General features: G+C 46.8%; 15 protein-coding genes. 10 read left to right on the top strand and 5 right to left on the bottom strand.

Going from position 1 to position 14143, the window contains the following annotated elements; genetic code table 11:
• The first annotated feature begins 139 nt into the window (after positions 1 to 139).
• From HB364_RS03050 to HB364_RS03040, 3 genes are all read left to right on the top strand, one after another.
• On the top strand, positions 140 to 1180 hold the full coding sequence (locus tag HB364_RS03050) for a sensor histidine kinase (RefSeq protein WP_167286421.1): 1041 nt from the start codon (positions 140 to 142) through the stop codon (positions 1178 to 1180).
• A gap of 6 nt (positions 1181 to 1186) precedes the next feature.
• Positions 1187 to 1924 (top strand): LytR/AlgR family response regulator transcription factor, encoded by a 738-nt coding sequence (locus tag HB364_RS03045; protein ID WP_167286420.1) that lies wholly within the window; start codon positions 1187 to 1189, stop codon positions 1922 to 1924.
• 123 nt (positions 1925 to 2047) lie between these two features.
• Positions 2048 to 3328 carry a M28 family peptidase gene (locus tag HB364_RS03040; protein ID WP_167286419.1) on the top strand — a complete coding sequence of 427 codons (1281 nt, stop codon included), beginning with the start codon at positions 2048 to 2050 and terminating at the stop codon, positions 3326 to 3328.
• A 64-nt stretch (positions 3329 to 3392) separates the two neighbouring features.
• Here the strand turns inward: HB364_RS03040 and HB364_RS03035 are convergent, their stop codons facing one another.
• Positions 3393 to 5075: a TlpA family protein disulfide reductase gene (locus HB364_RS03035; RefSeq protein WP_167286418.1), complete on the bottom strand. Its 1683-nt coding sequence runs from the start codon at positions 5073 to 5075 to the stop codon at positions 3393 to 3395.
• Between the two features lie 211 nt (positions 5076 to 5286).
• On the opposite strand from HB364_RS03035, the gene HB364_RS03030 reads away from it, so the two are divergent.
• Together HB364_RS03030 and HB364_RS03025 are read left to right on the top strand one after the other, a co-directional pair.
• Positions 5287 to 5493, top strand: coding sequence for a hypothetical protein (locus tag HB364_RS03030; protein WP_167286417.1), 207 nt, complete (start codon positions 5287 to 5289; stop codon positions 5491 to 5493).
• 185 nt (positions 5494 to 5678) lie between these two features.
• Positions 5679 to 7625 carry a lectin-like domain-containing protein gene (locus HB364_RS03025; RefSeq protein ID WP_167286416.1) on the top strand — a complete coding sequence of 649 codons (1947 nt, stop codon included), beginning with the start codon at positions 5679 to 5681 and terminating at the stop codon, positions 7623 to 7625.
• Positions 7626 to 7659: 34 nt separating this feature from the next.
• Here HB364_RS03025 and HB364_RS03020 read toward each other — a convergent pair whose 3' ends face one another.
• The 4 genes from HB364_RS03020 to HB364_RS03005 all read right to left on the bottom strand — a co-directional run bounded on the left by HB364_RS03020 (position 7660) and on the right by HB364_RS03005 (position 10970).
• Positions 7660 to 8271: a hypothetical protein gene (locus HB364_RS03020; RefSeq protein ID WP_167286415.1), complete on the bottom strand. Its 612-nt coding sequence runs from the start codon at positions 8269 to 8271 to the stop codon at positions 7660 to 7662.
• Positions 8272 to 8413: 142 nt separating this feature from the next.
• Positions 8414 to 9052 carry a hypothetical protein gene (locus HB364_RS03015; RefSeq protein ID WP_167286414.1) on the bottom strand — a complete coding sequence of 213 codons (639 nt, stop codon included), beginning with the start codon at positions 9050 to 9052 and terminating at the stop codon, positions 8414 to 8416.
• 97 nt (positions 9053 to 9149) lie between these two features.
• Positions 9150 to 10421 carry a serine--tRNA ligase gene (serS, locus tag HB364_RS03010; protein WP_167286413.1) on the bottom strand — a complete coding sequence of 424 codons (1272 nt, stop codon included), beginning with the start codon at positions 10419 to 10421 and terminating at the stop codon, positions 9150 to 9152.
• A gap of 111 nt (positions 10422 to 10532) precedes the next feature.
• Positions 10533 to 10970, bottom strand: a complete 438-nt coding sequence (locus tag HB364_RS03005; RefSeq protein ID WP_167286412.1) for a GNAT family N-acetyltransferase — start codon at positions 10968 to 10970, stop codon at positions 10533 to 10535.
• Positions 10971 to 11011: 41 nt separating this feature from the next.
• On the opposite strand from HB364_RS03005, the gene HB364_RS03000 reads away from it, so the two are divergent.
• The 5 genes from HB364_RS03000 (at position 11012) to HB364_RS02980 (ending at position 14097) form a co-directional block, all read left to right on the top strand.
• Positions 11012 to 11359: a hypothetical protein gene (locus HB364_RS03000; RefSeq protein WP_167286411.1), complete on the top strand. Its 348-nt coding sequence runs from the start codon at positions 11012 to 11014 to the stop codon at positions 11357 to 11359.
• Between the two features lie 64 nt (positions 11360 to 11423).
• On the top strand, positions 11424 to 12143 hold the full coding sequence (locus HB364_RS02995) for a peptidylprolyl isomerase (protein ID WP_167286410.1): 720 nt from the start codon (positions 11424 to 11426) through the stop codon (positions 12141 to 12143).
• 134 nt (positions 12144 to 12277) lie between these two features.
• Positions 12278 to 12658 carry a glycine cleavage system protein GcvH gene (gene gcvH / locus HB364_RS02990; protein ID WP_167286409.1) on the top strand — a complete coding sequence of 127 codons (381 nt, stop codon included), beginning with the start codon at positions 12278 to 12280 and terminating at the stop codon, positions 12656 to 12658.
• A gap of 90 nt (positions 12659 to 12748) precedes the next feature.
• Positions 12749 to 13294 (top strand): RNA polymerase sigma factor, encoded by a 546-nt coding sequence (locus HB364_RS02985; protein WP_167286408.1) that lies wholly within the window; start codon positions 12749 to 12751, stop codon positions 13292 to 13294.
• A complete protein-coding gene (locus HB364_RS02980) occupies positions 13291 to 14097 on the top strand; it encodes an anti-sigma factor (protein WP_167286407.1) in 807 nt (268 codons plus the stop codon). The genes HB364_RS02985 and HB364_RS02980 overlap by 4 nt, the downstream gene beginning before the upstream one ends.
• Positions 14098 to 14143: the final 46 nt, after the last annotated feature.

Raw genomic sequence — 14143 nt, 5'->3', positions numbered from 1 at the left:
TTTTTAATAGAATGGCGTACATTGAGCGCCAAAAAAGGTAGCTTGAGCCTGCCGATAGCCCGGCTATTTAAGCCATATATCCAAAATACGGCAGGAGGGCTATCCAAATGTATAGTTTTGCTTAGACCCAAATTCTGAGATGGCGAAAAGAAATTCATATTACTGGCTTTGCCAGATAGGTGGCTGGGGCCTGGTAGGTCTTTCCATGTTGTTCTATGCTTTTACGTTCAAAGAGGAAATATCCAATGCTTATCTCTACCGGATACTGATCTACATCGTATCGGGCATTGTGAGTACCCATATCCTGCGGGAGTTTCTCAAACGCACCAATTGGCTCTTATTGCCCATTGAAAAAATGGTTACCCGGCTGGCCGCTGCGGTGGTCATCACCAGTATCCTGTATGGTTTACTCGTGTTGGGCGCCTATGAAGTGTTTAAATTTGAGAACAAGAGTAAGCTGGACTTCTCCACCCGCCTGTTTGCCAATGTACTCAACATTGGTATCTTCATGATCCCCTGGACGCTGCTGTATTACTTCTATCACTACATTGAAAAAAGCCGTCGCCAGCAGGTAGATACTTTAAAACTGGAATCCCTGGTCAAAGAGCTGGAGCTCAAGACCATCAAGTCGCATATCAATCCCCACTTCATCTTTAATGCCCTCAACAGCATACGGGCATTGATTGATGAAAATCCCAACCGCGCCCGGAATGCGATTACAGAGCTGAGCAATATCCTGCGCAGCAGCATGCAGGCCGAAAAACTGGAAACCGTTCCTTTTGAGAAAGAGCTGAATATTGTAAAAGACTACCTGGCGCTGGAGTATATACGTTTTGAAGACCGCCTCCGCATAGAATACCAGATTGATGAAGATACGCTCGACCAACCCGTGCCGCCCATGATGTTGCAGACGCTGGTAGAAAATGCCATCAAACATGGCATCGGCAAGCAGATCAGCGGCGGTATTGTGAAAGTGATCTCCGACTTTAAAAATGACTTCCATGAGCTGATCGTATTGAATTCAGGCTCCCTCAATGGCCATATTAACGGAGATGGGTTTGGGTTGTCCAGTACCAAAAACAGGTTACAGCTATTATTTGGTGAAAAAGCTAACTTTGAAATTAAGCAGGTAGACGGACTGGTAGAAGCGAGAATTCTAATCCCTGTTGAAATAAAATAAGGATCTATGATCAAAGCGATTATTATCGATGACGAGCGGCTGGCAAGGAATGAACTGAAAAAGCTGCTGATGGAATTTCCGGAAATTGAAGTGGTGGCAGAAGCAGCCAATGCCGGAGAAGGCATTGAGAAGATAGAGCACATTAATCCCGACCTCGTTTTCCTGGATATACAGATGCCCGGTAAGACCGGTTTTGATATGCTGTCGGAGCTGGACAGAACGCCGAATGTGATCTTCACCACGGCGTATGATGAATATGCCCTGAAAGCTTTTGAGGTCAATGCGCTGGATTACCTGCTCAAACCGGTGGAGCCCAAACGCCTGGCAGATGCTATCCAGAAACTGCACATGCAGGATGAGCGCGGAGATACCAGCAGTCCCATACCGCTGAATGTAAACCGTTCCATCCTAAGCGAGAATGACCAGGTATTTGTAAAGGATGGCGAGCGCTGCTGGTTTGTGAAGCTGTCCGATATTCGTTTGTTTGAAAGCGTAGGCAACTATGCCAAAGTATACTTTGGTCCCAATAAGCCATTGATCCTGAAATCGCTCAATGCACTGGAAGAAAGGTTGGATGAGAAAACCTTCTTCCGTGCCAACCGTAAGCACATTGTCAACCTCCGGCTGATTGATAAAATTGAACCCTACTTCAATGGCGGCCTGCTGCTGGAACTGAAAGGCGGGGAGAAGATAGAAGTGAGCCGCAGGCAGACCGTGAAGTTCAAGGAAATGATGAGCTTATAAATACTGGCCGCATACACCTTAACTCCTATATTTACTGCATGATTAAGCAAATAACACTCTGTTCTCAGCAGAGTCTCCCGCAGGGGACTCTGCGTATTAAACCTTAACCTCTATATTTACCGCATGATTAAGCAAATAACACTGGCGGGTGCCCTCCTTGTTATGGGTCACCTCAGCTTTTCCCAATCCATTGACCAGGTCATTAATGAAACCGAAGTAGCGCGTGTAGAACGTATACTCTCGGCCGATGACATGCAGGGACGTAAGCCCTTTACGCCCGGCATTGATAAGGCCGCCGCTTTCATTGCTGCGGAATTTAAGCAAGCGGGTCTGAAGCCTGCAAAAGGTAAATCCTTTCTGCAGGCGTTTACCATGCTCCGTACAAAGTTTGTGGCAGCAAGTGGTATGGTGAATGGAAAAGCGATAGAAGAAAAAGATATTGTAGGTGTTACAGCAAAACCCAACCTGACAATTACCCAACAATCGAAGTATAAAAAAATGCAGGTGTCTAAAGATAGCCTGTATGCGGTGTATGGGCGTTTGACCAAAACAAAGGGCAATTACCTGCTGGTGGTAGATACCAATGCCAGGGGCCAGTTCAACAACCTGAAACGCCGTTCCACTGCTTTCCCGCCAGAGTCCAATATCATCGCATTGCTCACGATGGAAGATCCCGCTACCTACAGTGTGGCATTTACACAGGAGGTAACTGTTATGCCGCTGAAAAACGTGGTAGGCATCCTGCCGGGTAAAAGCAAAAAGAAAGAATACGTCATCTTCTCGGGCCATTATGATCACCTTGGTATCGGCAAGCCCAATGCAGCAGGTGATTCTATCTATAACGGGGCCAATGATGATGCCGCCGGCACTACGGCCGTTATCATGCTGGCGCATTACTTTGCTCAGCAAAAGAACAATGAGCGCACCATCGTATTTGCCGCCTTCACCGCAGAAGAGTCCGGTGGTTTTGGCTCACAATACTTCTCCCGCCAGTTTGATCCTGCCAAAGTCATGGCCATGTTCAACATTGAAATGATCGGCACCGATAGCAAATGGGGTAATAATTCAGCCTTTATCACCGGGTACGAGAAAACGGATATGGGAAAGATCCTGGAGAAGAACCTGGAAGGCACCAACTTTAAATTCTATCCCGATCCCTACCCGCAGCAACAACTGTTCTACCGGTCAGACAATGCTACCCTGGCGAGGCTCGGTGTGCCTGCACATACCATCTCCACCTCCAAAATGGACAGTGAAAAATTCTATCATACCCTCGATGATGAATTTGAAACACTGGATATGAAGAACATGACAGAGATCATCAAGGCCATTGCACTCAGTTCTACTTCAATCATAGCAGGGAGAGATACTCCTTCAAGAGTAGATGCGAGCTCATTGCGGTAATCAATAAATAATTGAAAAGGGTGGGTCACCTTCCAAAGATGGCCCACCCTTTTTATATAAGCTGTTACTTCAGCAGACTATTGATCTTCTTCAGCAGCCTTGTTTTATCGCTGGGCCGCATGGCCTTATCATCGGCTACTTTCCCGTTCTTATCTACCAGTACATAATGGGGTATACCGGAAACATTGAACTTATCAGATAATAGTTTACCGTCGTTGTCGTTGGCAAAATAATGCTCGCCTTCTATCCCCTTGTCCTTGATCGTATTCTCCCAGGATTGTTTCGTGCAGCTAAGGCCAATATACAGGAACACCACGTCCTTGCCGGCCAACTCCCGTTGCAGTACTTTTGATTCGGGCATTTCACTCATACAGGGGCCGCACCAGGGCGCCCAGAAATCAATATACACTACTTTGCCCTTGTAAGGCTTTACCAGTTCATCAAAAAACTTGTCACTGCTCACCTGCAGGGCAGTACGTACATGGGTGGCGTCTGTCATCTTACCGGCCAGCACATTGCGCAAGCGCTCATTATCCCGGATTACCTGCAACCGCAGGTTGGCATTGGTTATGTTGCCAGATAATTTATCCATGGCGGTATTGGTAAGAGGAATGCGGGAAGTGTTTAAATACTCATTTATCACCTGGGCATAAATAATATCCCTGCCAATACCCGGTGGAATATGCGATGCCAGGGAGTCTATTTGCTGGTTAAAAAGAAGCGTTGCTGAAAATTCTTGCTGTTCTGCCTGGTATTTTTCAAGAAATGATTCAATCAGTTGAATTTGGTCCTGTCCGGCGGCGGGCTTCTTAAATAATTGTTCTTCTTTGGCAGTAACCGGTTTTCCTGCCTGCTTCAGATAGGCAACAAACAATTCCAAACTGAACGTAGTCTGCGAAGACTTTTGCGCGTTGTAAAAGTTATTGTACTCGTTTAAAAATTTGCCGTAATTCTCGGTGATCACTGCTTCTTCATTATTCACCGTCATATTATCCAGGAAATCCAGGTATTCCGGTGTAAGCTGAACCTTCGGCTGTTTTGTTTTTCGGCCATGCATCCACCGGTAACGCAGCAGGTCTTCGGCTGCATGGTAGCGGAGATGTTGGATCATATACTGTCTGAATTCCGAACTGGTATTGTTTCGTTGATTGAAAGCGGCCAGTGTATCCAACTGGCGCTGCATCACGCCCAGGCGATAGGCTTTATAAGCCGTCTGGTCCAGTGAATCTATCAGGGGATAATGTTCCACGTAAGATATGGTGGCGAACTGCAGTGGCCTGAAGGCATTCAATTCTTTATTGAGCTGCGCATAGGTGCCGGTAAAGGTCAGGGGATTTCTTAGTTTAATCTGTTCCGGGAAAGGAAGCTTACTGATCGCTTTAATGGCCGCCAGGTCTAATTGTATATCCAGCGAAGAGCCGGGTATGGCATAAAACGAGCTCATTGTTTCCATAAAGCTAAACATGATCTCCTGCGGGCGGTTCAAAGGGAAAGTAATGCTGAACCGTCCATCTTTATCAATCTCACCCACATGGGTTTGTTGGTCATCCTTGTACAGGTGATTATAGATCACTTCACAGAACCGGAAAGAATCAACAGCCGGGTTATAACCCACAAAAGTGCCGGTTAGGGTAAACGGTTTTTCAGCCAGGCTGATCTTGCTGAAAGCATTGAGGGATTTTTGGGGCTGCGCCTGCAGTGATAAGACACCTGTGGCGGCCAGGAAAAAAAGGACAATGTTTTTCATGTTGGTGGTGGGGTATTTGATAATAAGCGCATTAAAATAATACATTTAGCCGGGAAGGGCCGGACAAGGTTTTGTTAATATCAAATGATTGAAAATCAGCACGCATAAGCCTGTGTTACAAAAAGCTGTATATTTATTGATCCTTTAAACCCAATCCGGTCGCATTTTTGAAGGATAAGACTTATTTTACTAACCATTTAAAGTATTTATTATGGCAGATGTACAACTTACTGCATACAATGTAAAGACAAAGGAGAAAGGAGTACCTATTCAGGATGCAGTGATTACTAAAACCGCTAAAGGGGCTTATATGGCACAGGGGCACGATGGCAAGGGTAATAAATTAACGACCCTGCTGGGTGAAGAGAAAGCGCTGGCTGCCATTAAAGCCGGTGTGGCAAAACAAGGCTGGGAATAGTTATTGGCGGATACATTTAAGTTGTTCGTTCTCTGAACTTTTCAGTTTAACTGTCGTAGGCTGCTTGCAGGTGGCCGATGATGTATAAAACACGGTCTGATCGTTACTGGTCCGGCCGTGTTTTCTTTATACCAGGGCTATAAATATCATTTAACACTAATCTATTCAGCGGAACTGCTGCTTTCATGAGATCTTGCCTGCTATACCTGCTGCTATGGCTATCCTTCAGTAATGCGCTGATGGCGCAGTCCGCTAATCCCTACCATACCAATGGCGCTGCCTATAGTGAAAACTGTAACTGCTACACACTTACCAACGAACAAAATACCCAATCCGGTTCCGTCTGGAACAAGAACAAAATAGACCTCAACCAGTCTTTCGATTACAAATTCAACATCAACCTGGGCTCCCGCGACGCCGATGGGGCCGACGGGATCGTCTTTGTATTACAAAACATCAGTGTCAGCATTGGTTCCACCGGCGAAGGAATGGGGTTTGGAGGGGTAACACCTTCTATCGGCATTCCGATTGATACCTGGCAGAACGGTAACCAGAGTGATCCCGCGTATGACCATATTTCCATCAACCGTGATGGAGACATCAATCACACCACTTCCAATAACCTGGCAGGGCCGGTATCTGTGCTGTCGGGTAATAACAACATTGAAGATGGCCAATGGCATACTTTCCGCGTCATCTGGAATGCAACCACCAAAACATTGTCGGCCCAGGTAGATGGAGTAGAACGGGTTCAGGCTACCATTGACCTGGTATCCCAGGTATTTAACAATGATCCCCTGGTATTCTGGGGATTTACAGCCGGTACCGGCGGCTCCTATAACCGCCAGCGGTTTTGCACCTCCCTGAATCCCGGCTTCGCCATGGCGCCGGATCAACTTACCTGCTTCCCCACTCCCATCCAGTTCAATGATAATTCAGCATCCTTTGGCACCATCGTAAAATGGTATTGGGATTTTGGCGATGGCACCATTGATTCAGTCAAGACGCCTGATCCGCATGTATATCCTGCGCCTGGCAACTACCAGGTAAAGCTGAACATATTGGGCAATAATGGCTGCTTGTCCGATACCTTTAAAACCAATATCATCGTTGGCTCAAAACCGGTAGCCAGGTTCGGCTTTCCGCCTGGTTCATTCTGTGATGGCAACACCGTGATTTTTACAGATACTTCCGGTGTGCAATACGGCAGCATCAATAGCTGGGAATGGAATATCAACAATGGCCAGTCGGTCATTACAAATACCAGCCCTGCTTTTCAACAGGCATTTCCATTGGGTCCGCATACGATCAGTTTGCAGGTGAAAACAAAAGAAGGATGTGTATCTGATCCGGTAACCCAATCCGTTATCATGTCGCCTTCGCCGGTGGTAGACATGGATTTCTCTGATACCTGCTTCCGGGTGCCGGTTACCTTTACGGCCAATAACCTTGATCCGGCCATTTCTATACAGCGATGGTATTGGGACCTGGGCGATGGCGCCAGGGGCAGTTCCACCAGCCTGCAACATACTTACAGCAAGGGAGGCGCCTATACTGTAAAATTATATGCCCTGGGCGATAATGGCTGTTACTCCGATACCATCAGCAGGTTGATTAATATCTATGCCACCAATGCATTTGCCGGTAATGATACCGTGGTAACCGACAATCATCCGCTGCCCTTACAGGGTTCGGGCGGATTACTGTATACCTGGTCGCCGGCAGATGGGTTAAGTAACCCCTCCATTGCCAACCCCATTGCATTGATCAAAAAGAGTACTGCTTATGTGCTCACCGCCTACACGCCCATGGGATGCGCTTCCACGGATACCATCCACATTAAAGTATTCAAAGGGCCGGCTATTTACATACCCAATGTATTTTCACCCAATGGCGACAGGCGGAACGACCGCTTCCGCATGACGGCCGTAGGTATGACAGACATTTATTTCTTCCGCATTTTTAACCGCTACGGACAACTGGTGTATCACTCCACCAATCCCAAAGAGGGATGGGACGGCACTATTAAGGGCCAGCCCCAGCCCACCGGTACTTATGTATGGGTGGTGCGCGGTAAAGACTTCACCGGGCGGATCCATGATCAGAAAGGTACGTTTATGCTGATACGGTAACAGCGGTAAGCACATTAGTAGAAAGGCATATCTTTTATTTCTTGCCCAGTATAAAATCAACACCAAACGTGAAATTGCTAAGCAGATTGAAATTTATACTGGAGGCCTTGCCAACAGGAGCTCCATCCATTTTACTTCTCCCATGAGTGTAATTCAACCCGCCGAAGTCGACATTGACCAATAACCTGGGCAAAGCCTGGTAATAGATGCCCGGTATTACATTGGCTCCGTACTGCGTGGTAGTGGTCTTGCTTTTGGTGTTTGAATAGTAAGAAACAGCCCTGTAGAAGTTTACGCCTCCGTTGGCTTCCAGGTACCAGCCCAGTTGTTTTTTGATGGGCATATACCGTCTCCAGAATGCGGAGGCGCCTACAGTAGTGCCCCTGCTCTTCTGATCAGATAGCTCGGATTTCGAAGTGTAATAGCCAAAATTCGTCCGCAGTCCCAATACCGAATTTTCACCTATGGCCAGTGCTACGCGTGGAGAAAGATTGGTATTGGAGCTGGAATAATTGCCGCCGTTGTTATTGTTGGAATTGAATCCGAGGGTAGCACCCAATAATAGATCTCCTTTTTGGATTTGTGCCTGCAGGCAGGTGGCGGAAGTAATAACAGTAAGGCATAAGAGTAGAGCTTTGATTTTCATACGTGTGTTTGTTTTAGTGTGGCACAAATATGAAAAGCAAAAAGGAAGTAAAGAACAATCCTTACTTCCTTTCACACAGATTTATGTTAAGCAAAATGAAATGTTAACGGTTTCGAATAGGTGATTATATAATGATAGATGGTTACAGAATGAACTTCACGCCGAAACTTAATCCTTCAGTAATCGAAAATTTAAACTCAGAATTGTTGATATCCCAAAAAGGGGTATTTACTTCGTAATCCTGTTTTGTGGAAGTATAGCCAATCATCCCAAACGTAGCTTCGAGTATTACTTTTTTACCAGGAAGGAAATAAAAGCCAGGCTGTATATTGGCATTGAAAGCACTGACATCGGATTTTGTAGAAACAAACAAAGTGGATGGCTCCCTCTTGGCTTTGCCAAAACCTACAGCGAAATTGCCCTGGCCATAAATGCCAAATTTGTCCAGGAGCGGGTAGAACTTTCTGGTCCAGGCTCCTATACCAAAGATGTTTGTTTTAATTGCCTCTTCCACACCCATGCCATCTCTTTCCTGTTTTTGATGGGTATAATTATAACCGATCATGCCTCCCACAATCCAGTTCTTCCCTAGGCCAAATCCTATTGAAGGCTGGATATTAAATTGAGATGCTTTTATGGTACGGTCACTTACATATTCCAGCTTATTGCTTATATAGGAGAGGGAAGCCCCCAGCATCTTTTCTCCTTTATTAAGCTGCGCCTGGCTGTTGAGTGAAAATAAGATACCCGTAATGGTAAGTGCGGTAATGGCAAACTTCATGGGGATTATAGTTTAGGTGGTATAAAAAAGGTAGAGCGCAATATAATTATTGCGCTCTAATAACGAATACTGACATTAAAATAAATGAACAGATTACTTAATCAATAGATGTGTAGCCCAGATAACTGTGCAGCACAGGGGGTAACTGTATACCCGTCTCCGCCTGGTTATTTTCCAGCAGGCAGGCCAGGATACGGGGAAGGGCCAGCGAACTGCCGTTCAGGGAGTGTACCAGGTGGTTCTTGCCGTTACTGTCTTTGAAACGTACCTTCAGGCGGTTCGTTTGGTAGGCTTCAAAATTGGATACCGAACTTACCTCCAGCCACTTTTCCTGGGCGGCGCTGTACACCTCAAAGTCATAGGTCTGCGCCGAAGTAAAGCCCATATCGCCGCCGCACAGGTTTAAAATGCGGTAAGGCAACTTCAGTTCCTGCAGCAGCTTTTCTACATGGTTCACCATTTCTTCCAGTACGGCATAACTTTTATCAGGATGTACCAGTTGAACCACCTCTACCTTGTCAAACTGGTGCAGGCGGTTCAGTCCGCGTACGTCCTTGCCATAACTGCCGGCCTCGCGGCGGAAGCAGGGGGTATAGGCGGTCATCTTAACCGGCAGGTCGCTTTCTTTCAGCAACTCATCGCGGTAAATATTCGTCACCGGTACTTCGGCCGTAGGTATCAGGTAGAAATTATCTTCCGTTACAAAATACATCTGCCCTTCCTTATCCGGCAACTGACCGGTGCCAAAAGCAGACGCTTCATTCACCATCAGCGGGGGCATATACTCTGTATAGCCGGCCGCTGTATTATAATCCAGGAAATACTGGATCAGGGCGCGTTGCAGTTTGGCGCCCTTGCCAATATATACCGGAAAGCCACTGCCGGTAATCTTATTGCCCAGCTCAAAATCGATCAGGTTAAACTTTTTGGCCAGGTCCCAGTGTGGAACAGCGCCATTGTGCAGGAGGGGCTTCTGACCGCCTTCGCGCACAATAACATTCTCCTCCGGCGTTCTGCCGCGGGGCACATTCGCCGATGGCAGGTTGGGGAGTTTAGTGATCGTATCCTGCAATTGCTTCTCCACAGTGGCCAGCCGCTCGGCAATGGGTTGCAGGGTTGATTTTAAGGCGGCTACTTCCTGTCTTTTGGCATCGCCTTCCGCTTTTTGTCCTTTTGCCATCAGGGCGCCGATCTCCTTGGAAGTCGTATTTATTTTCGATTGCGTATTCTCGGATTCGGTTTGTAACTTTTTACGTTCATCATCCAGCGAAATGATCTCATCTACCAGTTGCAACTCTTTAAAATGCTTAACTGCCAGTCGTTCCTTTACCAGCTCAGTGTGCTGGCGTATAAATGCTACCTGTAACATCGAAAATCAAATTTGTGGCAAAGATAAACGTGGATTGATGGATTTGACGGATTTGCACAGATTTTATGTCATCCACAACCGCTCATTGCTCGCCGCTCACAGCTTGTATTCCTAAAGCTGTTTATACACATCCGGGAAACGGATCAGCATATAGATCTCCGGGTTGGTAAGGGGCGTAAATCCGAATTGGGCATACAGGCCATGCGCATCGCGGGTGCGCAGCTCAAAACGCCTGATACCCTGCAGCGTGGGATACTGCAGGATCACTTCCACCAGCCATTTGCTCAGCCCTTTACCACGCTCTGTTTCGTCAATAAATACATCCGCCAGGTAAGCGAAGGTTGCCTCATCCGAGATCACCCGGGCAAAACCCACCTGTTGTTCGCCTTTATAAACGCCAAAACACAGGGATCCGGCTATAGACCGTTGTACCGTATCAACCGGGATCCCTTCTGCCCAGTAAGAAGTAGTAAGAAAAGCATGAATGTAGGGAATGTTTAATATATCCTTGTTGGTAGAAATCGTGTATTCATCTTTTGTAATCGTCATGGCCGCCTTTTTCACAAAAATAAGCTTCCTATCTTTGCGCCATGCAAGCACAGGATGATCTGCAGAGCCGCTGGTGGAACCTTGAAGCCAGCCTGGTAGAGCGGTTTGGCAAAAAGCCCGACATGGAAACTATTTTATTCCTCATCGGTATACAGGAATTTGGTGACATACGCGCCAAATTCACCAAAGAACAGAAACAGGACCTCATGCACGTGGCGGTATGCTCCCTCTTATCGCAAAGTGGTTACTATGAGCTGGAATCGGTGGATGAGGACGGATGGCCGCATTTTAAACAATTGAAGCCCCTGCCGGAATTCAATATGGTAGAACAGGAAAATTTTCTGAAAGACCATATCTTACTGTATTTTCAGCAGAACGGATTTCAGTAAGAAAACAGCAAGTGGTAAGTGGGGAATGGCCACTCACCATTTACCACTTGCTTTTCATACAATCATGAAAAAAAGAACAGGTCCCTTCTTATTCCTTATCCCTGCAGGATTGATCGTCCTCATCTCTTCCTGCAATCCCAGGCTGGGCAATGGTTTACGTAAAAATGATTACCGGCGCGATGTGGAAATGGTCACCAGTAAAGGTACCATGATCATCCGTCTGTCGGATAGTACGCCCCTGCACCGCGATAACTTCCTCAAGCTGGTGCGGCAGGGCTTTTATGACAGCATCCTCTTTCACCGGGTCATTAAGAACTTTATGGTACAGGCCGGCGATCCCAAGACCAAACATCCGAAGCCGGGTGAAACCTACGGTGATGGCGGGCCGGAATATACCATACCGGCAGAGTTCCGCAGCACCTTATTCCATAAAAAAGGGGTAGTGGCAGCCGCCCGTACAGGCGATAACATCAATCCGCAACGGGCCAGCAGTGGCGCGCAATTTTATATCGTACAGGGAAAAATATTCACCGATGTGGGACTGGATTCGGTAGAGACCTTCCGGCTGAAAGGCAGGAAACTGCCTGCCGCTCACCGTACCGTATACAAAACACTGGGCGGCGCTCCCCACCTCGATCAGAACTATACCATCTTTGGGGAGGTCATAAAAGGTCTCCCCGTTATTGACAGCATTGCCGCGGTGCCTACCGGCGGCCGTTCCGGTGGCGACAGGCCCCTGCAGGATGTACAGATCATCAAAGCAAGGTTGATTAAAAGGACTTGAAGTCTGAGGTCGGAGGTCTGAAAAGCACGTATGCAGCTTCTGACCTCGGACCTCAGACTTCGGACTTCCGGCCTTCAGATTTCTGACTTCCGACTTCAGATTTTTCCTAATATTGCAGCACAAAATTCAACAGCATGAACATTCCCGCTAATCTCCGCTATACTAAAGACCACGAATGGGTATTATTGGAAGGTACTACCGCAACCATTGGCATTACAGACTTTGCACAGGGCGAGTTGGGCGATATCGTATATGTAGATATTAGCACAGTAGGTAAGTCACTGGGTGCAGAAGAAGTATTTGGAACCGTGGAAGCCGTTAAGACCGTATCTGACCTGTTTTTACCCATGGCTGGTAAAGTTACTACCGTAAATCCCGCATTGGATGGCGCTCCGGAGCTCGTCAACAGCGACCCCTATGGCGAAGGATGGATGGTAAAGGTGACTGTTGATAACCCGGCTGATATGGACGGACTGCTGGATGCGGCCGCTTATGGAAAATTAATAGGGGCATAGAAATCCAACGATATTTATTTTTCGTATATAAAAGAGTGGTTATATCCACTCTTTTTTAGTTATATTGAGCATCGCTTTGGGTAAAACACATTGAGCGCCATTCCTACATATACGGAACAGGAACTGGTTTCCCTGCTGAAAAACAGGGATAATAAGGCTTTTGGTTATCTCTACGATCATTATTCCGGCGCTTTATACAGTATCATATTACAGATATTGAATGATGCAGAGCTTGCCAGCGACGTGCTGCAAGATGTATTCGTCAATATCTGGCGGAAGATTGAAAGCTATGACTCCACGAAAGGACGCCTGTTCACGTGGATGTTGAATGTTGCCCGTAATGCTTCTATTGATACGCTTCGTTCCAAGACCTATCAGAATGACCGTAAAAACCAATCTATGGACAACCAGGCAGAGGATGTCCTGGTGGCGCTTATTACCCAGGTGAACGTAGACAATATCGGGTTCAGGAAGGTACTAAACGAATTGAAAGAAGAACAAAGGCTGTTAATTGACCTGGCTTATTTTAAAGGATACACGCATGAGGAAATTGCCGAATTGGAGAAACTGCCATTGGGCACCGTGAAAACACGTATCAGAAGTGCATTACTTCAACTAAGGGGATTACTAAAGTGAATATTAAAGAATACATATCAAGTGGCATAGTACAAAGCTATGTATTGGGGCAGGCAGACGCAGCCGAACGTGCCGAGTTTGAAGCACTGTGCGCCCAATACCCGGAGCTTGTTGCCGAACGCAAAGCCTTCGAGGAAGCACTCGAAAAATTCGCTTTGCAACATGCGGTTGTACCACCGCAACAGGTTAAGGACGGATTTTTAGAAGTTATTCAGCACCCTTCTATAAATCAATCTAAAGTCATCACAATGGAACAAACTTCAAACGCACCTGTTCGTAAAAGCAGTGGCGCATTGCGCTTTTTCGCTGCTGCTTCTGTGGTATTACTCATCGCCGCCGCCTGGTTTGCCTACAGCTTCTACAACCAGGCCAATGACCTGAAAGAGCACAATCAGGACTTACAGTCCCGGCTCGATTCATCCGAAAACACCCTCAACAAGATCATTGACGAACAAAAACTCATCAAAGACCCCAATGTCACCGTGGTCAACATGGTAGGCTCCTCTGCAGCGCCGCAATCCTCTGCCAACGTTTTCTGGGATACTGCGTCTGCTTCCGTATTCCTCATGGTCAAGAACATGCCCCGCCTGCCATCCGACCAGCAATACCAGCTATGGGCGCTCATAGATGGCAAGCCCGCCAGCCTTGGTGTATTTGATTCCCTCCAGAACAACGTCATCCTTAAAATGGATAACACCAAAAAGGCCGATGCCTTTGCCATTACCATTGAAAAGAAAGGTGGCAACCCATCACCTACCCTGGAGAAAATGCAATCATCAGGACGAACCAAAGCACCTTTATAAAGGCATTGCATAAAAATATAACAAGGGCTTCCCGCCGCAACGGGAA

This window comes from Paraflavitalea devenefica (assembly GCF_011759375.1).
Classification (GTDB): Bacteria; Bacteroidota; Bacteroidia; order Chitinophagales; family Chitinophagaceae; genus Paraflavitalea; species Paraflavitalea devenefica.
The sequence above is the reverse complement of the archived record's forward strand: the minus strand, read 5'-3'. Positions and strand labels throughout refer to the sequence as shown.